The following is a 19813-nucleotide window of genomic DNA, read 5'->3' as shown; positions in this document are numbered from 1 at the left end:
CGAAGCTACTCAATCAAGAAAATTGAGAAATATTCCGGCTCTGCCAAAGTTGCTCTGCTTTTTCCAGTAGCTCAGGCATTTCTGCTGACTCGCCTAACAACCTTAAAACTACAGCCATAGTAGAGATGATCGTCTTATGGCCGTATTCATGCTCACCTGCGCCTTTCCAAACATCTAATAAGGTTTGCGCAGGAAGCTCATCCTCTTTGATAAAGCGTTTTTCAACGATACGAGGCCAGTCGTATTCCGTTAACTCACCGCTGTCTGACCACTGCAGCAAACACTCTGCATCAGGTCTAATCTCGGCCTCACCACCATCACCACGCATAGTAACGTTGCGTTTAACACCTAAGAGCTGGGCGGTTTTTTGATGCATAGGGCCATAAGCGGGATGGAAAACGCCATCGATACTTGCTGGCGCATCAGCAGGATTAAGCATGCGACATAAGGTATGAACCGGCGAACGCAGTCCAAGAATTGGTCGCAGCTGAATAATTTCCCCTAGTGGAGGGCAAAACTGATCCACAGACATATACGCAAAGTTAACTCGGTCTAATTCAGCCTCGGCCTCAGACCAATCCTGACTGGGATTTAAGTTAAACAAACTCAACATATCTTCTACATAGATACGCCCCGGTGTGTGACCTTTTGAACCATGCATAAAAACACGATAACCATGGCTCGCTAGGCATAGAGCAACCAGCAGATACCAAGTGTGGCGTCTCTTTTTACCTGCATAAGTCGACCAATCAAGATCGACTTGTATTTCACGACCAACCGAATAACGACTACGAACGGCATCAGCAAAGCCAGCAAGCTCCTCAGGCGCCTCCTCCTTTACTCGCAGCAACATCAAAAAGGCTCCGAGCTGTTCAGGCGTTACCTCTCCATCCAGAATCATGGCCATTGCAGCTTCAGCCTCTTCGCGGCTAAGCGATCTTGTACCATTTTTACCTTTGCCCAAAATACGAACAAAGGGAGCAAACTTGTGTTCTTCGATCATCAGTCGTTTAAACCTTGTCCTTAGTTAAAGGAATTACTAAAGTATGGACTCTTTTTCTCAGGCCCCAAGTTTAATGAAATCTTACCCCGAGCAGCTACATCTTTTTTTTAATGCCCTAACCTATTTTACCCGATTCACTTCTCCATCCTGGGTGCATTACACAAAAGAAACACAAGCAAAATCGACTAAGTACTTGCCATGGGTAGGCCTTTTAATTGGATTTTACGCCGCTCTGATCTATTGGCTTTCTAGTTTTATTTTCACAGATAGCATAGCTGTAATTCTATCGATGTTATCCAGTATTTGGATGACTGGAGCACTCCATGAAGATGGCTTAGCCGATTGCTGTGACGGCTTTGGAGGAGGCTGGGATAAAGAACAGATCCTTCGCATCATGAAAGACTCTAGAGTTGGCAGCTACGGTGTTATTGGCTTAGTCGTTGCTTTATTACTTAAATTCAACGCTCTACTAGAGGTTCAGCACACCATTGCCATCATTGTATTAGGCCACTGCCTCAGTCGTTTATTCCCGCTAATCATCATCTATCGTGAAAAATACGTTAGTGATGAAGAGACTAGCAAATCCAAACAGATGCTAAGCCCCTTGAGTAAGATAGATCTGCTTATTGCCACACTGCCAGCTGCCGCATGTTTTATCTTTTTACCACTCAGCTATCTTAGCGTTTTAGCCCCAACTATTATCGCTACCGCCTGCATGATCCATTTCTTCAAACATTGGATCGACGGCTATAATGGTGATTGCTTAGGCTGCTGTCAGCAAGTAAACGAATTATTGATCTATCTTTGGCTGTGCATACCGATCTTTCTTATCTAACAAATATCGATCGACACAGGGACTAGATCACTTTCCTACAAGTCATAGGACGTGCAGGTCGCTTTCTGATAGAATCGCCGCCTTCTTAAGCCGGTACTCATCATGAAACGTAAACAAAGCCTTTTTGCCAAACCCATTCCTCAGAAAAAGAAACCTAAGGCAGCTACGCCTTACCCTGAAATTCTGAAGATTGAAGGACTGAGCCATGAAGGCCGAGGTATCGCCAAACATAATGGTAAAACCATATTTGTAGCTGGCGCGCTTCCAAATGAAGAAGTTGAATACGAAATTACTAGCAAACATCGTCGCTATGATGAAGCCAACTGCACTCAAGTGCTAACTGAATCGTCACAACGCACATCACCGAAGTGCGAGCATTTCGGTACTTGTGGCGGTTGCGATCTACAACATCTAGCACACGAACACCAAATCCCAACCAAACAAACATTGGTTTTAGATCAACTCAATCGTTTAGGTAAATTTACGCCTGAAAAAGTTGAAGAGCCCATTACAAGTACAGAATGGAACTATCGCCGTAGCTGTCGCATAGGCATTAACCAGATGATGCGAGATGGCAGTGCACTAGTTGGCTTTAGGCGCCGTGGTAGTAGCAAACTAACCCAAATCGATCACTGCCCTGTCCTCGCGGAACCCCTAGATAAGATCTTGTCGGCGCTACCACAAGTATTGGAAGCAGAAGAACAATTTAAAGAGATCACACATGGCGAATTAACCCTAGGGGACAACCAGGGCGCATTAACACTTCGTGTTAAAAAACGCCCTAGCGATGCACTTTGCCAAGCATTAAACAATCTAGCTGAACAACAGAATTTTAAGCTCTATTTTGATCACGGCGATAAGATAGAAGCCTATTGTGATAAAGCAGTTTTAAGCTATAAACATCAGCCAACCGCTACAGACATCGAATTTGAGCCGGGCGACTTTATTCAGGTAAACAACCAAGTCAACCAACAGATGATTGATCGTGCGATCTCTTGGCTTAACTTAGAAGCTAACGACAGAGTATTAGATCTCTTTTGTGGCATAGGTAACTTCAGTCTCCCGTTAGCGAAAACAGCAGCGCATGTTGTTGGCATTGAAGGTGTTGAAGATATGGTTGCCCGCGCTAATACAAATGCAGCTAATAATGATCTAGACAACTGTGAATTTTATCGAGCTGATCTAAGCAAAGATCTACGAGCTATGCCATGGTACAAACAAGGCTTCAATAAAATCCTACTAGACCCTCCAAGAACGGGCGCCTTAGAGATAATTAAGCAGCTTAAGAATCACCAGCCAGAGATGATTCTTTATGTATCTTGCAACCCTGCCGCCCTATCGAGAGATGGAGCCGAATTGATTGAGCAAGGCTATGTAGCAAGCCGCTTCTGTGTCATGGATATGTTCCCTCACACGTCCCATGTTGAATCCATGGTCTTATTCGAACGGAAAACCGCGTGATTGAAATCATTTATAGCGATGACTCACTAGTCATAGCTAATAAACCTTATGACATGCTATCTGTTCCCGGTCGAGGGGAAGATAAACAAGATTGCTTATGGCGCAGAGCACAAGAACAATTCCCCACAGCACGGGTCGTTCACCGTTTGGATTACGCCACATCTGGCTTGATGGTATTAGCCCTAACCCTTGAAGCACAACGTCACCTCAGTCGCAGTTTTCAAGAGAGGCTGACCAGTAAACGCTACCAAGCGATTATCTGTGGAGAGCCAAGTGAAACAGCGGGTGAAGTAAAGCTACCTCTTCGATGCGATTGGGAAAATCGTCCATTGCAGATCGTAGATTTTGAGCAAGGCAAAAGCGCTCATACTGAGTGGGAACAACTTTCGAAAGAGTCGCTTGGTACAAGAGTCGCACTAAAACCAATCACTGGCCGCTCGCACCAACTTAGGGTACACATGCAAGCCATGGGTCATCCGATCGTTGGCGATCGCTTCTACGCAACCGAAGAAGGCATAGCCGCTTCAGAGCGACTACTTCTTCATGCAGAGTACTTAGCCTTTCCACACCCAGATACTGATGAGCAGGTCGAATTTTTCTCACCCTGCCCATTCTAAGCATCTCAAGAATTAAACAGGATTAGCGTGCTCACCTCGTAAGAACGCCTGAATATTGTCTGCTGTTTGCTGAATAATGCGGGTACGAGCTTCTAGCGTTCCCCAAGCGATATGCGGCGTCACCAATAGATTAGGTATAGACGGATCTAACAAAGGGTTACCATCTTTTGGCGGTTCTACAGTGAGTACATCCGTTGCTGCGCCCGCGATTTCAGCAGACTTTAGCGCATCCGCAAGATCCTTCTCATTCACTATTCCACCTCGAGCCGAATTAACTAAAAACGCCGTGTTTTTCATCTGCTTGAAGGTGCAACGATCAAATAAATTTTCCGTATCATCTGTTAATGGACAATGCAGGCTGATCACATCCGATGTCTCAATCAACTCATCCAAACTTACTCTATCTGGATTTTGACCGTTACTGCTCAAGCTTTGTGCCACCAATACCTTCATTCCAAAAGCAGACGCTACACTCGCTACGCCCTGCCCTAGGTTTCCGTAACCAATAATACCAAGCGTCTTACCTTCAAGTTCTACAATCGGATAATCCAGAAAACAGAACTGGTCAGAACGCTGCCACTGACCTTTTTGTACATCGTTAGCGTAAGAAACCAAATTAGTGTGCAAAGCTAAAATCATTGACCATACATGCTGCACAACAGAGCTGACCCCATAAGCAACACAATTAGACACTGGGATATCTCGCTCAGCAGCCGCAACCTTATCAACCACATTCGTGCCTGTTGCAAGCACACAGATATATTTAAGCTGCTCAGCAGCATCCATTACATCAGCCGTAATCGCAGTTTTATTGGTAATTAATATATCTGCACCCTTAACTCGTTCAAGCACCTGATCTGACCGAGTTAATTCATAGCAGACCAATTCTGAAACACTCTTTTCGATAGGAGAAAGATCTATCGTTTCCAGCCCTTTTAAATCCAAAACTACAGCACGCATAAATCACTCCTACTGATATAAAAAACCACAAAAAAAGGGCCTTGCGGCCCTTCTTAATAAGATGATATTGCTCGCAACACCATCTTTTATGCTTTCGGTAAATTCTCTTTAATTTCCCAAAGAATTTCTTCAGCCACAATAGATGGAGCCGACAACCCTTGAGAGGTTAATACACTTAAGAATACACCTGCACGAGTTCTGATAAGTTTCAACTGATACTGACCGGTGTGCTCATACTTACCAGTAGATTCATTGTAGATACCAGAATCTTCACCACCGAAGACGTAGATAGGTTTGCCAGCGAACCAGATCTTATAACCTTTTTTGTTACCTTCATCTTCTGGGTCAGTTAGGGAATCTTTCGCTTCACCCTCTTTCACACCTTGAAGATAAGCAGCAGTTTTACCTGTTGTATAACTTATACCACCCTGTTCTTCAGTGTTGATACCCAACGCCTCAGAGATAGCACTCGTATCGAGTTTAATATCACCTCGATCAGAGTGAAGCCACTCAAAGAAACCTTGTTCTTCAACATTTTCAAACGGTGTAGAAGTTGTATAGGTCATATAGAAGTAACCCGTATCTGAATCACGAGTACCTACATCCATATCCGCTTTGTCCACCGCTACGCTGATCTCATTCCAAGCAGTAGAAGCATCCGTGTTCATCTTCAGAACAGGATTACCACGGGAATCACGACCTAGTTGAGTACCTACACGACGTTTTTCGTTGAAAGCAATAAGTGTTTGAGCATTTCGTTGACCAGACGCTTTACCTAAGTAACGCAGCATCTCAAACATCATATCAGACTTGAAGGTAACTCCCTGAGCTTGAGTAGCCCAATCAATGTTTGTTACCTCTTCCTCAGCCGCAAACCGAACATGTTCCATACCGATAGTAGTTCGAGAAGGATCACCTGCCACAGGTCTTAAGCTAACTCGCAATTTATCTTTAGCATCACCAGGGATATCTTGGAAGGTTAAACGCTTAACCCAGGTATCGACGAAACCAAATTCTTTAGCGTCGTGATGGATCCATTGAGTTTCCATACGACCCTGACGTGGATCAGACTTGACTATATCAACACCATTAAACTGCCAAAACTCCTGCAGTTTCACCCAAACACTGGTAATACCTTCATCAACAATGATAAGTTTTTCACCGTTTTCACGTTTCAGGTTAACAGATTCACTACCTGCTTCAGCGTAAAAGAACTCAGGACGAGGAACATCGAAGCCCCCCGTACGCGTCGTCGCTACATTACTAATTTCAGGAATAGCCAATGTATCTGCTGTCTGCTTCGCTTTTAGATGTCCTGGCATCTCTAGGCGTTGGCTCGTTTGCGCCAATTCATAATCCTGACTACGGTCACGCACTATGCCGTTGTCACCGTAGATCGGGTTATCATCCAACATACTGCAGCCAGAAAGCAGCGCTCCAGTAACCACTGATACAGATACAATTTTCTTCATGAATATAGTCGCTTAGATAATGTTAGTGCTACGCATCGCTTCACGAACAGTCTCGTGACACTCTTCTGCTAGTACAGTTAGAGGCAAACGAATACCTAGCCCCATGTAGCCCATTTCAGCTAGCGCCCATTTAACCGGAATTGGGTTCGCTTCAACAAACAGTTTTTCGTGAAGTGGCATTAGGCTGTTATTTAGCGTACGCGCTTCTTCTGCTTTACCAGACATCGCCAAAGCACACATTTCAGCCATCTCAGCAGGTGCAACATTTGCAGTTACAGAGATGTTACCTTTACCACCCTCGAGCATTAGCTCTACTGCAGTAGCATCATCACCAGAGTACACAGCAAAGTCCTCTGGCGCTTTCGAAATTAGATCGATACCGCGAGGCACGTCACCTGTTGCTTCTTTAACACCCACAATGTTGCTGATCTCAGCAAGGCGAAGCACAGTTTCAGTCTGCATATCACAAGCAGTACGACCCGGCACGTTGTAAAGGATCTGCGGGATATCTACTGCTTCAGCAATCGCTTTGTAATGCTGGTACAAACCTTCTTGAGTCGGCTTGTTGTAGTAAGGCGTCACAAGCAAACACGCATCTGCACCCGCATTTTTAGCTTCAGCAGTTAGTTCGATTGCTTCGGAAGTTGAGTTTGCACCTGTGCCTGCAATCACTGGGATGCGGCCTGCAACACGATCAACTACACGTTTAATCACTTGGCAATGCTCATCGCAGTTTAGTGTAGCGGACTCACCCGTAGTGCCCACAGCGACGATGGAATCAGTGCCCTTATCCAGATGCCAATCTACCAGTTTGTCTAGGGAATCCCAATCGACGTCTCCGTTAGAAAGCATAGGGGTAACAAGAGCAACAATGCTGCCAGTAATCATTTTTTTCTCCATGAGATTTATATCAGGTTTTGCAAAGGACAAAACTACTCTGCCCTAGTGCGTATTACAACCTTAAAACTTGACTAATCGACCCTAGGCGGCTGAAAAGATTCAATTTTTCCTTAGGTCGATCCAAATAGAGGGCTAAGAAGGAATATTTCTACTTTCACTCACAAAAGATTGCCAATTACTCGTGTAATAGATCACTTATAATCTAAACCATATCTGGTATCGTATTAAGAGACGTATTCTATACGATTTTATACTTTGTTGAGTAGCCATCATCACTAAGGATTTACTATGAGCAACGTTGCTATTGATCAAAAAGTCCCATCTTTTACCGCTCAAGCCACTAGCGAGCAGACTGTTGAACTGGATGCACTGAAGGGCAAAAACATTGTTATCTATTTCTACCCTAAAGACAGTACACCTGGCTGCACAACCGAAGGGCAGAATTTCCGCGACGCTATTGATCAGTTTGAAGCAGCAAATACTGTGATTTTCGGCGTTTCTCGTGACGGCATGCGCGCTCATGAAAACTTCAAAGCAAAACAAGAGTTTCCATTCGAGCTGATCAGCGATCCAGATGAAGAACTGTGTAAACTATTTGACGTAATCAAGCTGAAAAAGAACTATGGTCGCGAGTACATGGGTATCGACCGCTCTACATTCTTGATTGATGCTGAAGGCGTATTACGACAGGAGTGGCGTACTGTAAAAGTTAAAGGTCATGTCGACGAAGTACTCGCTGCGGCTCAAGCACTATAAATCAGAATAACAGATACAAAAAAAGCGGTGTTTAAACACCGCTTTCTTCTAATTCTACAGGATGCTGTTTCGCCTTAGGCCAAGAGCTCAAAATAGCCTTGATCAAAGTTGCTAGCGGAATCGCGAAGAACAATCCCCAGAATCCCCAAAGTCCGCCAAATACCAATACCGCTACGATAATCGCAACCGGATGCAGGTTTACCGCCTCAGAGAATAACAACGGAACAAGTGCGTTACCATCCAACGCTTGAATAATGCCGTACGCTACCATCAGGGTCATAAATTCACTACTCCAGCCCCACTGGAAGAAAGCAATCAACGCTACTGGAATCGTTACCAGTGCTGCACCAATATATGGGATCAGTACAGATAATCCGACCAAAATACCCAATAGCGCCGCATAGTTAATACCTAAGAAGATAAAGGTAATATAGGTCACAGTACCTACTACGATAATCTCTATAGCTTTACCGCGGATATAGTTAGCAATCTGATCATCCATTTCAGTCCAAACGCTGGTCATCATATCGCGCTTTTCAGGCAAAAATGATACCCACCACTTAGTCATTACTGCCCCATCCTTAAGGAAGAAGAAGACTAAAATAGGCACCAACACTAGATAGATCAGTAACGCCATCACCCCGGTAATCGAGTTTAAAGAGAAGGTCACCACCAACTGTCCCATCTGCGACAGTTCAGCAGCAGCAAGGTCGATCAGCTCTAAAATGCGAGCCTCCGATATAAACTCTGGGTACTTCTGCGGTAATAGAAGTAATACCGACTGGATTTCCGATAAAATGCCGGGGAGCTCATTAAACAGATTGACCGCCTGACGCCATGCCAACGGCATAACAATCAAGAACAGCGCAGCCAAACCACCGACAAAAGCCAAAAATACCAGTATGACCGAAAGTAGGTGCGGAACATTCAACTGCTTTAAGCGATTAACCCCACCCTGCATCAAAAATGCTAGGATAATACCCGCAAAAACCGGCGCCAAAGCCTGACCTAAGGTCAGGATCACCAGCAATGCAGCGCCTAACAAAACAAAGAGCAACAACGCCTCTTCGTCCGAAAAGTAGCGCTCTATCCATTTACTAAATATCTTGCGCATAAGAAACCCTGCTTAGCCTCGACGAATCAGATAAACATAAGGTTCCTGATCAGTGAACGATTCCAACAATTCATGGTCAGATTGATCGGCATAGGCTTTAAAATCTCTGATAGAACCACTATCAGTAGCGATAACTTTTAACACTTTACCCGCTTCCAATTTATTAAGCGCTTGTTTAGCTTTCAGGAGCGGCAAAGGACAATTTAATCCAGACGCGTCTAATGTCTCGTCGAACGAATGTGTAGTCATTAACTTTTCTTAACGTAATTTTTGTTGTCGTTATCAATTAAGTTCAGCACTATATACCATTCTTGTTTGTATTAGCACGGGCTTTTTCGGATACCAGTATGCACAATGGACTTATTGCTTTCCTCTTAACAATCTTGTTAAGTGTTTCACCCTTAAGCCTGAAAGCAGATACCCAACTACCCGATATCGGTGGCAGTGGTTACAGCATTATCTCTCAGCAACAAGAATACCTTTTGGGTCGCGCTTGGGTGCGCATGCTTCGCGGCAGCTCACGCTTATATAAAGATGCAGTTGTAAGCCAATATGTCGAAGAACTCACTTGGAATTTAGTCACATATAGTCAACTCACGGATCGCCGCTTAGAAATTTTGGTTCTGGATAATCCTACCGTTAACGCCTTTGCAGCACCAGGTGGCATTATCGGTGTTCACACCGGTCTACTCCTTACAGCACAAAATGAAGCGCAGTTAGCCTCAGTACTCGCACATGAGCTAGCTCACTTAAGCCAACGCCATTTTGCTTCACAACTAGAAGAACAACGCCGCAACAAGCCTTTCTTCATTGCCAGTTTATTAGGCAGCATCTTATTAGCGGCAGCAGATCCTGAAGCAGGCGTTGTCGGCATGCAATCATCGATGGCAGCCTCCGCCTCTTCACGCCTCTCTTTTAGCCGCCAGAATGAACGTGAAGCCGATTACATAGGCATGCAAACCCTGACTCAAGCAGGCTACGATCCAAAATCTATGGCCGATATGTTCCGCCAACTGCAGCAACAAGCGCGCTTTAGCCGTATACCGCCAGAATTTTTGCTAACTCACCCAGTGACCCAATCACGTGTATCTGACGCACTAAACCGTGCTGAAACAATCAATGTGATTAATGCCAAAGAAAACAGCATCCACTTTAATATCGCTAGCGCACGTATTCGTACCGGATACGCTAAAGATCAAAAACAGCTGTTAGAGAAATACCTAAACACGCAAAAACAGCAGGACAACGACAGCTTAAGATACGCTATTGCCCATACTGCGATAGCGGTTAAAGACTTTGAGCTTGCGCAAAAGAACATCAACCGCTTTAGCAAAAGCTTTAAAAGCCGCCTAAGCGCTCGTTTAATCAAAGCAGAACTTGAACTCGGTAAAGAGAACTACCGAGAGGCCGCGAAGCAACTGCAACATCTTAGAAACCTATTCCCGGGCAGCCAAGCAGTGTCGTTTATATACGCCGATACGCAAATCAAGCTAAACCAACCGCACCTTGCGGTACAAGCTTATGAAGATCTGGTCGAGAAAGATTCTAATGACAGCCGCGCATGGTACCTGCTGGCAGAAGCCTACGGATTGGCTGGCGATATTGTCGGCGTACACGAAGCCCGCGTTGAATACTTCCTGCTAACTGCCAATGTGGATAGAGCCCTAAGGCAGATCGATTATGCTTTGCGTGAACCAACAATTAGCAGCACTGAACGCGCTAGGTTAGAGCAAAGGCAGGAAGATGCGAAAGAGATTAGGGAATCTTTGAAGTTGGATTATTGATTTAAGACACCTACACGGCAACTGAAACAACATCTATTGGCAATAAAAAACCCGCTTTCGCGGGTTTCAAATTTACTTATTCAGCTCTGCCGAGAAATCGAGCATTCGCTGTAAGGGCTTGCGAGCATCGACGATTAGGGATTCATCGACGTGGATCTCATCTTGCCCTGTTTCTAGTGCGTGAAGCACGCTCTCTAGACCGTTCATCGCCATCCAAGGACAGTGAGCACAGCTACGGCAAGTTGCGCCAGAACCGCCAGTAGGCGCTTCAATAAACTGTTTACCTGGCGCTGCTTGTTGCATCTTATAGAAGATCGCTTTATCCGTCGCAACAATAAACTGCTCATTTGGCAGATCACGTGCAGCATTGATAATTTGCGTGGTAGAACCGACCGCATCCGCAATCTCTACGACTGAATCTGGTGATTCTGGGTGAACCAGCACCGCTGCATCAGGGTAAACCTTTTTAAGGTCTAGAATACCCTGCGCTTTAAACTCTTCGTGTACGATACAAGCGCCATCCCACATCAGCATCTCAATACCTGTTTGACGCTGTACGTAAGTGCCTAGGTGCTTATCTGGCGCCCAGATAATCTTTTTACCTTGATCCGCTAAGTGCTCAACAACTTGTAGTGCAATGCTGGAAGTCACCACCCAATCGGCACGCGCTTTTACAGCGGCAGAAGTATTGGCATAAACAACCACTTCGTGGTCTGGATGAGCATCACAGAATGCGGAGAACTCTTCGATTGGACAACCAATATCAAGAGAGCAAGTCGCTTCAATTGTTGGCATAATTACGCGCTTTTCCGGCGTAAGGATCTTAGCCGTTTCGCCCATAAACTTAACACCAGCAACAACCAACGTGCTAGCAGAATGAGCATTACCAAAACGCGCCATCTCTAAAGAGTCAGATACACAGCCACCTGTTTCATCTGCTAGCTGCTGCAGAACTGCTGAGGTGTAATAATGCGCTACCAGACAAGCATCTTTCTCTTTTAGCAGTTTTTTAATCTTCTGCTTATACTCTTCAACCTGCTCCATAGTCATATCTAGAGGCAAGTGTTCTTTAGCGAAGTGCTCCTGCACGAGGATGCGATCTGAAATATCCTGTTGGCTCAACATGTGACGTAATACTCATAAGTTGTACTGATCGACTACCTGCTCACCTAGGTAGCTTTATTACCTGAGGATCACCCAGATAAAAATTAGGGGACGTAGTATAGCATAAAAGCGGCTAGGTTCAGCTAGGTTCAGCTAGGTTCAGCTAGGTTCAGCTAGGTTCAGCTAGGTTCAGCTGGGTTCAGCTGGGTTCGGCTGGGTTCGGCTGGGTTCGGCTGGGTTCGGCTGGGTTCGGCTGGGTTCGGCTGGGTTCGGCTGGGTTCGGCTGGGTTCGGCTGGGTTCGGCTGGGTTCGGCTGGGTTCGGCTGGGTTCGGCTGGGTTCGGCTGGGTTCGGCTGGGTTCGGCTGGGCTCGGCTGATTCAAGCTGCATTTAGCTGTTTCTTACCGTTTTCCGCCGAATTTCAGACATAAAAAAACCAGCTCGAAGGCTGGAGTTTTAAAGTGGTGGTGGGTCGTATAGGATTCGAACCTATGACCAATTGGTTAAAAGCCAACTGCTCTACCGACTGAGCTAACGACCCACACAGAGGACGCGTATTTTACGTATCCTTAATGCAAAAGCAAGGCTTTTTTATTGATATCGGGTCGGATCTTCCAAGCCTGCATCAACAAAGCCTTTTGCGCGCAAACGACAACTATCACACGCGCCGCATGCCTGGCCCTCATCGTCTGCTTGGTAGCAGGAAACCGTCAAACCGTAATCAACACCCAGACGAGTACCCTCTTGGATGATCTCTTCTTTGGTTAGGTCGATCAGCGGTGTTTCAATCTTGATTGGATCGCCACTAACGCCACGCTTAGTCGCAAGGTTTGCCATGGTTTCGAAGGCAGCAATATATTCTGGACGACAATCAGGGTAACCGGAGTAATCGACTGCATTGACACCAATAAAGATCGCATCAGCTTCCAGTACTTCAGCCCAACCTAGTGCTAAGGACATGAAAACTGTATTTCGTGCCGGAACGTAGGTCACCGGAATCTCATCGGTTTCCTCTTCTGGTACATCGATGCTGTGGTCTGTTAGTGCTGAGCCACCAAAATCTTCTAAGTGAAGACGGATGACACGGTGTTCAGCCGCATCAAGTTGCTTGGCAATTTTCTTAGCCGCATTTAACTCAGTTAAAGAGCGCTGACCGTAATCAAAGCTCAATACATAACAGCTGTAGCCACGTTCAGCAGCCATTGCCAGCGCTGTTGCTGAATCCAGACCACCAGACAGCAACACCACTGCTTTTTTTGAAGCAGAAGAATTCATGTGTATTCCAAAGATTGATTAGAGCTGACGCTTAAACTCTTTAGCTAAGCGAACCGCATCAGAATCAGGGTATTTATTGATTACCAGATCAAGGTATTCGGTTGCCTTAGCTGTGTCACCTAACTGATTGTAGATGATACCTAGCTTATACGCTGCATCCGGCGCTTTCGGGTTATCCGGGAACTGAGTTAACACCTGCACGAATGATTCACGCGCTTGTTCAGGCTTTTGCTCTGCTAAGTGAATCTCACCTAGCCAGTAGTAAGCATTAGGCAAACGTACACTTTGTGGGTAATCCTTCACAAAAGCAGAAAATGCTTCAGCCGCTTTTGGGAAGTTTCTCACCTTAACCAGACCAAAGGCTTCACGATAAGCCTGTGCATCACCCGCTGATGGCGCTAAAGGCGCAACATCTGCTGGCACTTGCGGTCTAGATACCGATGAACTTCCCTCTAACACCGGCGCGTTATCAGCACCTAACTGGCCAGACGTAGCTGGCGGTGTTAAAGCGGGATCCCTTAAAGCGGTGATACGACCATCTAGATCGCGATAGCGTTCTAGCTGTTGGCGTTCCATCTGCTTTAGGCGGTAATCTTGCTGCTCTACTTGACCACGTAGAGAACGCACTTCGTCCTGCAACTGCTGGACGATAAGTATCAGTTCACTATTTTTTGAAGCCGAGTGGGCATTGTAGGAAGGCTGTTGAACATTGGCAGGCGAAGCGCCAACACCCAACTCAATAACGGGTACTTCTTCTGCTACAACATTAGCGCTGATCGCCAGCGCTAATGCAGTAGAAAGAACGGTAGAGTTCGAAGTCATAAATTAACGAGATACGTACTTCAGTTCCACACGACGGTTCTGGCTCCAGCTAGATTCGCTGTGACCCAAAATCGCTGGTTTTTCTTCACCAAAGCTAACAGTTTCGATCTGAGAAGCAGATGCACCGTTAACCTGCATAAAACGAGAAACCGCTTTAGCACGACGTTCGCCTAACGCGATGTTGTACTCACGCGTACCACGCTCATCGGCATGACCTTCCAGTACAACCTGAACAGATGGATTAGCAGCAAGGTAAGCTGCATGCTTCTCTAGATCAGCAAAGCCGCCTGCTTTAACTACTGATTTATCGAAATCGAAGTAGAAAACAGTTTGTAGGTTAGCAACAGAATCCATTGAAGAGCCGGAAACAGAACCCTGATTAACACCTTGTGTAGTGCCAGTATCAGTACCTGTAGTTGCGCCACCTTCAGTAGATGAACCACCTGTAGAACAACCTGCTACCCATGCTACGGATAGCGCTAGTGCAGCTGCTTTAGTTACGTTGGAAGCTCGCATTGATCACTCCTGTATATTTGCTGGTCTTCCCAGCAAGCAAAATATTATTGAATGCCGCCATGTCCAAATCTGAACATAAGTTAATGTCTATAAACTTTTATTGCAAGTAGGGGCTCCATGCTGGTTCCCTAACATCACCACTACTTGCCGGTAAAATGAAGCGCACACCACCATCTAAGGTAACGCCGCCCAAGACCCCTCTTACACCTTTTTGCGTAGCATACAGAATAATACTGCCATTCGGCGCAATGGTTGGGGACTCATCTAAAAATGTATCGGTCAGGATATCTAAACGACCTGTTTTAAGATCCTGAACTGCAATTCTGAATACGTTATCTACGCCACGGTGAACCATCGCCAAGAAACGACCATCCTGAGTCAAACGACCACGGGAGTTATAGTTACCTTCATAAGTTACACGCTCTAACTGACGTGTTGGCAGATGAATACGATAAATCTGCGGCTGACCACCACGGTCAGAGGTAAAGATAAGTGACTGACCATCAGGCGACCAAGAAGGTTCCGTATCGATGCCATAATGGTGAGTAATTCGCGCCAGGCTACGAGAACGCAGGTCTAGAACATAAACCTCAGGGTTACCATCTTTAGATAACACTATCGCAAGTTTATTACCGTCAGGTGACCAAGCCGGCGCACCATTCAAGCCTCGGAACGACTGAACCTTTTCTCGCTTACCTGTCGCTAAATACTGAATGTAGATAGCAGGCTTACCGGATTCAAAAGACACATAGGCCAATTTAGACGCATCACGAGACCAAGCCGGAGACATCAGCGGCTCGCTCTGTTCACGAATCGTGATTGGACGCGCACCATCGGAATCAGCCATCTTCAAACGATAACGACCTTTACCACCACCAAACTGTTGAGCCGTTACATAAACGATACGAGTTGAAAATGCACCACGAACACCGGTTAGCTTTTCGTACACCATATCCGAGATATAGTGAGCGATATCACGCATATTCGCTTGGCTACCCGATACACGCTCTGCTAGTAGCTGCTGCTCTTTAAGCACATCGTAAAGTTCAAACTCTACTTTTAGCTCTTTACCTTCAGATGGCAACTGACGACCGATCAATAGAAACTCAGTTTTGCTCACGCGCCAATCGCGGAAGTAAACCTGATCACGCTTGTTTGGAAAGCTCAGCATATTGCGGCGATCCATTATCGAGAATAGACCGGTACGGCCTAAGTCATCAGATACGATCTGCGCGATATCTTCCGGTAAAGCAAAGCTACCATCCCAAGAAAACGGTACAACAGCGACTGGTGTAGGCTCATCAATACCTTGGGTAATTTCGATTGCCAAATCACCTTCAGCGATTACGGAAACCGAAAACAACAGCGCAAATGTAGCTATTACTCGCTGTAAAACTCTGTTCATTTAGTTCTCCTTAAACACATAGCCGCCATACCAGTTAAAAACAGGCTTAATCCCGTAGATCTTCAGGACGGAAACGCAATACACGCTTACGGAAGTATCGATCAAACACAACCGAATCCATCTCCTGAAGTTTTTCAAATACTTGTACCCGCTCAATCGCACGCAAGGCATCGTTATCGAAACGAGCATCACCACTAGATTTACTAACATACAGATCATTTACACGACCTGATGGTAAGAAATGTACGGTAATTTCTACCACCATACCATTTCGTGCAGTCGGTGAACGACGCCAGTTCCGGGTAATCTGCGTGACGATATACGCCTCATAGCTCATTGCCGCAGCACGCTGCTCTTCAGCTTGCAGCGCCGCTTCTTCTGCCTGCAACGCCTGCATCAGCGCTTCGTTGCGGGCTTTTTCTTCTGCTTGTTTTTTCGCTGCTGCTTCAGCTTTTCTTTTCTTCTCTTCAGCCGCTTTCTTCTCGGCTGCTTTACGTTTCTTTTCGTCGGCTTTACGTTTTTTCTCAGCTGCAGCCTTCTTTAAACGATCTTGTTCAGCTTTCTTTTTAGCGTCTTCCTTACGTTTTTCGTCAGCTTTACGCTTCTTTTCAGCCTCAGCTTTCTTTTTCTCTAGCTGTTTTTTCTTTTCAGCTTCTTTCTTAGCTTTTTCCTGCTTACGTTTTTCGTCCGCTTTACGCTTCTTATCTTCTTCAGCTTTGCGGATTTGATCCGCCTTCTGCTTGGCCTTAGCTTCAGAGGCTTCTTTACGCTGAGCAGATAGCGTGGTCAGGTCGACAATCTGCGCCTGAACATGACGAGGGACTTTACGCTTCTCCTCTTTGTGCTCAAACCAGCTCTGTGCCAACAAAACCACAACAAAGATATGAAGTATGACAGCAAGGACTGTAGGAAGAAGATAACTACCCGGTCGCAAAATCAACCCCTACTCCGTCACCAAGCCTACGCTCGGCGCGCCTGCTTGCTGTAACAAAACCATCAACTGCACAACCGAATCGTAATTCACATTACGATCACCGCGTACCAGCAGCATTTTCTTAGGGTTACTTGCTAAAATTTTGGCCACACGATCCTGAACAATATCCGCCGTAACCGCTTCTTTAGGGTCACCACCAATATCGATGAAGTACTCACCTTCGGCATTAACCGTCACGATAACCGGTTCATTATCTTCGTCATCGACAGGCTCTGCCGCTGCTTTAGGCAGATCAACATTAACGCCCTGTGTCAGCATCGGTGCTGTAACCATAAAGATCACCAATAGCACCATCATGACATCAATGTAGGGCACCACATTAATGTCAGCATTTAACTTACGTTTTTTCTTATGCCGTCTGATCATCGATCAAACCCGCTTAGTTGGATGCGTGCATACGACGATGCAAGATAGAAGAGAATTCGTCAGCAAAGGTTTCGTAGTTACCTAACAGATACTCAACCTGCGCAGAGTAGCGGTTATAAGCAATTACGGCTGGAATCGCCGCAAATAGACCAATCGCTGTAGCGATCAAAGCCTCGGCGATACCTGGTGCTACAGCGGACAATGTCGCTTGGTGAACATTCGCCAAACCACGGAAGGAGTTCATTATCCCCCATACTGTACCAAACAGACCGATATAAGGGCTGGTAGAACCTACTGTTGCGAGGAATGGCAGGTGCTTTTCTAGCTTATCTTCTTCACGCGCTAGCGCTACACGCATACTACGCTGCACGCCGTCCATGACTGAATCTGGGTCATAACCTGCTTGCTGAGTTAGACGCGTATATTCTTTGATACCCGCGCGGAAGATATTCTCGGCACCACAGTCAGAATTTGGTTCGTGATTAATCTCTCGGAAAAGTTGGCCAAGATCGACACCAGACCAGAAGCGATCTTCAAAGTTACGAAGTGATTTACGCGCGCTGCTTAACACCGATTGGCGCTGAAAGATCATCACCCAAGAAAGTACTGACGCTAATAAAAGCATTAACATTACTAGTTGAACCACGATACTTGCGTCGGCAACCAGACTCCAGATCGACATTTTTTCGACCACAGCACTTCCCTCTAAAAATTTGGTACAGGATACAATTTACCGGCTTTGTGATTCGTCAAAAACCAATAAGTTCCATCCATTTAATAGATAAAAAAATGAAGGCACAACAATAACAGTCATGGCGATTAATACAAGGAAAAACCAGCGTTTGAATTGACTGTTTGGGAAGGGTTTTCCAGCTATCAGATTAGATAGCTGGCGAATAGATCTAGGCGATTTTCTTTAACGCAGATTCGTGGATAGATTGGCAACGTATACAGCGTGATGCAGTAGGGTTAGCCTTTAGACGTGTCAGCTCGATCTCCTCACCACAGTTGATGCATTCTCCAAAGCTCCCCTCTTCAATACGCTTAAGCGCTTCTTGGCATTCAGCAATCTCGTCATGATGACGCTGAAGCGTTTCAAACTGACGCTCCAACTCAACAGCGTGTTCCACTTCTTCACCGATATCTCGCACTTCGGATACAGAAGTAGATGAGATTTGGTCTCGCAACTCTTCTTCGAGCTCGGCTTTTAGCTGAATAAGTAAACGATTAAGCTCAAGTCGGAATGCAGTGATCTCTGCATTACGAAGTATGGCCGTCATATTGTTACCTGTTATTTTTTTCAGTTATTTGGCAGGCATATTAGACGGCTTTTCTTCTGTCGTATCTTGATTGATGTCAGATTAACCAACAAATCCTATTTTTTATAGGGTTTATTGATCCAGATCGTATTTTAAGCCTCTTCAGGCTTGGCGATTCCGAAGTGCTGATAAGCATGATCTGTTACAACTCGACCGCGCGGCGTGCGCATCACAAACCCTTGCTGAATTAGATAAGGCTCTAGCACATCTTCAATGGTGTCACGCTCCTCACTAATTGCAGCAGCAAGGCTTTCTACACCAACAGGACCGCCACCAAATTTTTCAATCATAGTCAGCAACATACGACGATCGAGATGATCGAAACCATGGTGATCGACGTTCAACATATTTAGTGCACGATCGGCGATATCACTATCAATTACACCATCACCTTTTACTTCAGCGTAATCTCGGGCACGGCGCAACAAACGGTTAGCAATACGCGGCGTACCGCGAGATCGTTTTGCCACTTCGCACGCACCTTGCGTATCGATCTTAGTCCCAGAAAGGTCTGCTGATCGAGCAACAATACTGGTCAGATCTTCAACGTTATAAAACTCTAAGCGCTGCACGATACCGAAACGATCACGCAACGGAGAGGTCAGCAAACCTGCGCGTGTTGTCGCTCCCACTAATGTAAATGGAGGTAGTTCTAATTTGATAGAACGTGCTGCTGGGCCTTCACCAATCATAATATCCAGCTGGTAATCTTCCATTGCTGGATAGAGCACCTCTTCAACATTCGGGCTTAGACGGTGAATTTCATCGATAAATAGAACGTCATTTGGCTCAAGATTGGTCAACAACGCTGCAAGATCCCCTGCTTTTTCAAGCACAGGACCAGAAGTGGTTTTGATCTCCGAACCCATTTCATTGGCAATGATGTTAGCCAAAGTTGTTTTACCCAAACCTGGCGGGCCAAATATCAAAGTATGATCTAACGCCTCATTACGCATCTTCGCCGCTTGGATGAAGATCTCCATCTGCTCGCGAACGACAGGCTGGCCAACGTAATCCTCTAACGCTTTCGGGCGGATAGCGCGATCATGCGCCTCTTCTACTGGGTTACTTAAAGGCGAGATAAATCGATCAGCTTCAATCATAACTATTT

Annotated in this window: 21 protein-coding genes and 1 tRNA gene; 5 read left to right on the top strand and 17 right to left on the bottom strand. The window is 45.7% G+C overall.

Features of this window, described 5'->3' with window-relative positions; genetic code table 11:
• Nucleotides 1–13: 13 nt before the first annotated feature.
• Complete coding sequence (locus ACMXYT_RS06580) at nucleotides 14–1003, bottom strand: glycosyl transferase family protein (protein ID WP_415900830.1); 990 nt, start codon at nucleotides 1001–1003, stop codon at nucleotides 14–16.
• A gap of 43 nt (nucleotides 1004–1046) precedes the next feature.
• Between ACMXYT_RS06580 and ACMXYT_RS06575 the strand changes: the two genes are divergently transcribed.
• From ACMXYT_RS06575 to ACMXYT_RS06565, 3 genes are all read left to right on the top strand, one after another.
• Entirely contained in the window at nucleotides 1047–1838 is a 792-nt protein-coding gene (locus tag ACMXYT_RS06575) for an adenosylcobinamide-GDP ribazoletransferase (RefSeq protein ID WP_415900828.1), read from the top strand.
• A gap of 102 nt (nucleotides 1839–1940) precedes the next feature.
• Nucleotides 1941–3299, top strand: coding sequence for a 23S rRNA (uracil(1939)-C(5))-methyltransferase RlmD (gene rlmD / locus ACMXYT_RS06570; protein WP_415912050.1), 1359 nt, complete (start codon nucleotides 1941–1943; stop codon nucleotides 3297–3299).
• On the top strand, nucleotides 3296–3916 hold the full coding sequence (locus ACMXYT_RS06565) for a pseudouridine synthase (RefSeq protein ID WP_415900824.1): 621 nt from the start codon (nucleotides 3296–3298) through the stop codon (nucleotides 3914–3916). Before rlmD ends, ACMXYT_RS06565 begins: the two co-directional genes overlap by 4 nt.
• Before the next feature lie 12 nt (nucleotides 3917–3928).
• Here the strand turns inward: ACMXYT_RS06565 and ACMXYT_RS06560 are convergent, their stop codons facing one another.
• The 3 genes from ACMXYT_RS06560 to dapA form a co-directional block, all read right to left on the bottom strand.
• A complete protein-coding gene (locus ACMXYT_RS06560; protein ID WP_415900822.1) occupies nucleotides 3929–4876 on the bottom strand; it encodes a D-2-hydroxyacid dehydrogenase in 948 nt (315 codons plus the stop codon).
• Between the two features lie 86 nt (nucleotides 4877–4962).
• Nucleotides 4963–6348: an outer membrane protein assembly factor BamC gene (gene bamC, locus ACMXYT_RS06555; RefSeq protein ID WP_415900820.1), complete on the bottom strand. Its 1386-nt coding sequence runs from the start codon at nucleotides 6346–6348 to the stop codon at nucleotides 4963–4965.
• Between the two features lie 12 nt (nucleotides 6349–6360).
• Nucleotides 6361–7236 (bottom strand): 4-hydroxy-tetrahydrodipicolinate synthase, encoded by an 876-nt coding sequence (gene dapA / locus ACMXYT_RS06550; protein WP_415900819.1) that lies wholly within the window; start codon nucleotides 7234–7236, stop codon nucleotides 6361–6363.
• A 300-nt stretch (nucleotides 7237–7536) separates the two neighbouring features.
• Between dapA and ACMXYT_RS06545 the strand changes: the two genes are divergently transcribed.
• Nucleotides 7537–8004 (top strand): peroxiredoxin, encoded by a 468-nt coding sequence (locus ACMXYT_RS06545; RefSeq protein ID WP_415884277.1) that lies wholly within the window; start codon nucleotides 7537–7539, stop codon nucleotides 8002–8004.
• 31 nt (nucleotides 8005–8035) lie between these two features.
• Here the strand turns inward: ACMXYT_RS06545 and ACMXYT_RS06540 are convergent, their stop codons facing one another.
• Nucleotides 8036–9118 (bottom strand): AI-2E family transporter, encoded by a 1083-nt coding sequence (locus ACMXYT_RS06540; protein ID WP_415900817.1) that lies wholly within the window; start codon nucleotides 9116–9118, stop codon nucleotides 8036–8038.
• A 12-nt stretch (nucleotides 9119–9130) separates the two neighbouring features.
• Nucleotides 9131–9367, bottom strand: coding sequence for a sulfurtransferase TusA family protein (locus ACMXYT_RS06535; RefSeq protein WP_415891701.1), 237 nt, complete (start codon nucleotides 9365–9367; stop codon nucleotides 9131–9133).
• 98 nt (nucleotides 9368–9465) lie between these two features.
• On the opposite strand from ACMXYT_RS06535, the gene ACMXYT_RS06530 reads away from it, so the two are divergent.
• Nucleotides 9466–10902 carry a M48 family metalloprotease gene (locus tag ACMXYT_RS06530; RefSeq protein ID WP_415900816.1) on the top strand — a complete coding sequence of 479 codons (1437 nt, stop codon included), beginning with the start codon at nucleotides 9466–9468 and terminating at the stop codon, nucleotides 10900–10902.
• A gap of 72 nt (nucleotides 10903–10974) precedes the next feature.
• Here the strand turns inward: ACMXYT_RS06530 and nadA are convergent, their stop codons facing one another.
• The 11 genes from nadA to ruvB form a co-directional block, all read right to left on the bottom strand.
• A complete protein-coding gene (gene nadA, locus ACMXYT_RS06525; protein WP_415885027.1) occupies nucleotides 10975–12027 on the bottom strand; it encodes a quinolinate synthase NadA in 1053 nt (350 codons plus the stop codon).
• A 443-nt stretch (nucleotides 12028–12470) separates the two neighbouring features.
• Nucleotides 12471–12546, bottom strand: a tRNA-Lys gene (locus ACMXYT_RS06520).
• 50 nt (nucleotides 12547–12596) lie between these two features.
• A complete protein-coding gene (gene queC, locus ACMXYT_RS06515) occupies nucleotides 12597–13280 on the bottom strand; it encodes a 7-cyano-7-deazaguanine synthase QueC (RefSeq protein ID WP_415900815.1) in 684 nt (227 codons plus the stop codon).
• Nucleotides 13281–13298: 18 nt separating this feature from the next.
• On the bottom strand, nucleotides 13299–14102 hold the full coding sequence (ybgF, locus tag ACMXYT_RS06510) for a tol-pal system protein YbgF (protein WP_415900814.1): 804 nt from the start codon (nucleotides 14100–14102) through the stop codon (nucleotides 13299–13301).
• 3 nt (nucleotides 14103–14105) lie between these two features.
• Nucleotides 14106–14618 carry a peptidoglycan-associated lipoprotein Pal gene (gene pal, locus ACMXYT_RS06505; protein ID WP_415903393.1) on the bottom strand — a complete coding sequence of 171 codons (513 nt, stop codon included), beginning with the start codon at nucleotides 14616–14618 and terminating at the stop codon, nucleotides 14106–14108.
• 97 nt (nucleotides 14619–14715) lie between these two features.
• Nucleotides 14716–16023 (bottom strand): Tol-Pal system beta propeller repeat protein TolB, encoded by a 1308-nt coding sequence (gene tolB, locus ACMXYT_RS06500; RefSeq protein ID WP_415900811.1) that lies wholly within the window; start codon nucleotides 16021–16023, stop codon nucleotides 14716–14718.
• A gap of 46 nt (nucleotides 16024–16069) precedes the next feature.
• Entirely contained in the window at nucleotides 16070–16957 is an 888-nt protein-coding gene (tolA, locus tag ACMXYT_RS06495; RefSeq protein ID WP_415912049.1) for a cell envelope integrity protein TolA, read from the bottom strand.
• A 9-nt stretch (nucleotides 16958–16966) separates the two neighbouring features.
• Nucleotides 16967–17383 (bottom strand): protein TolR, encoded by a 417-nt coding sequence (tolR, locus tag ACMXYT_RS06490; RefSeq protein WP_415900808.1) that lies wholly within the window; start codon nucleotides 17381–17383, stop codon nucleotides 16967–16969.
• Nucleotides 17384–17396: 13 nt separating this feature from the next.
• A complete protein-coding gene (gene tolQ, locus ACMXYT_RS06485; RefSeq protein ID WP_415884264.1) occupies nucleotides 17397–18065 on the bottom strand; it encodes a protein TolQ in 669 nt (222 codons plus the stop codon).
• Between the two features lie 220 nt (nucleotides 18066–18285).
• A complete protein-coding gene (locus ACMXYT_RS06480) occupies nucleotides 18286–18663 on the bottom strand; it encodes a TraR/DksA family transcriptional regulator (protein ID WP_415900806.1) in 378 nt (125 codons plus the stop codon).
• 131 nt (nucleotides 18664–18794) lie between these two features.
• The gene (gene ruvB / locus ACMXYT_RS06475) at nucleotides 18795–19805 is read right to left on the bottom strand and encodes a Holliday junction branch migration DNA helicase RuvB (protein WP_415896389.1); all 1011 of its coding nucleotides are present in this window, start codon (nucleotides 19803–19805) and stop codon (nucleotides 18795–18797) included.
• Between the last annotated feature and the right edge of the window lie 8 nt (nucleotides 19806–19813).

It is taken from the genome of Neptuniibacter sp. QD37_11 (assembly GCF_047778105.1).
Classification (GTDB): domain Bacteria; phylum Pseudomonadota; class Gammaproteobacteria; order Pseudomonadales; family Balneatricaceae; genus Neptuniibacter.
This window is presented reverse-complemented; position numbering and strand designations above follow the sequence as displayed.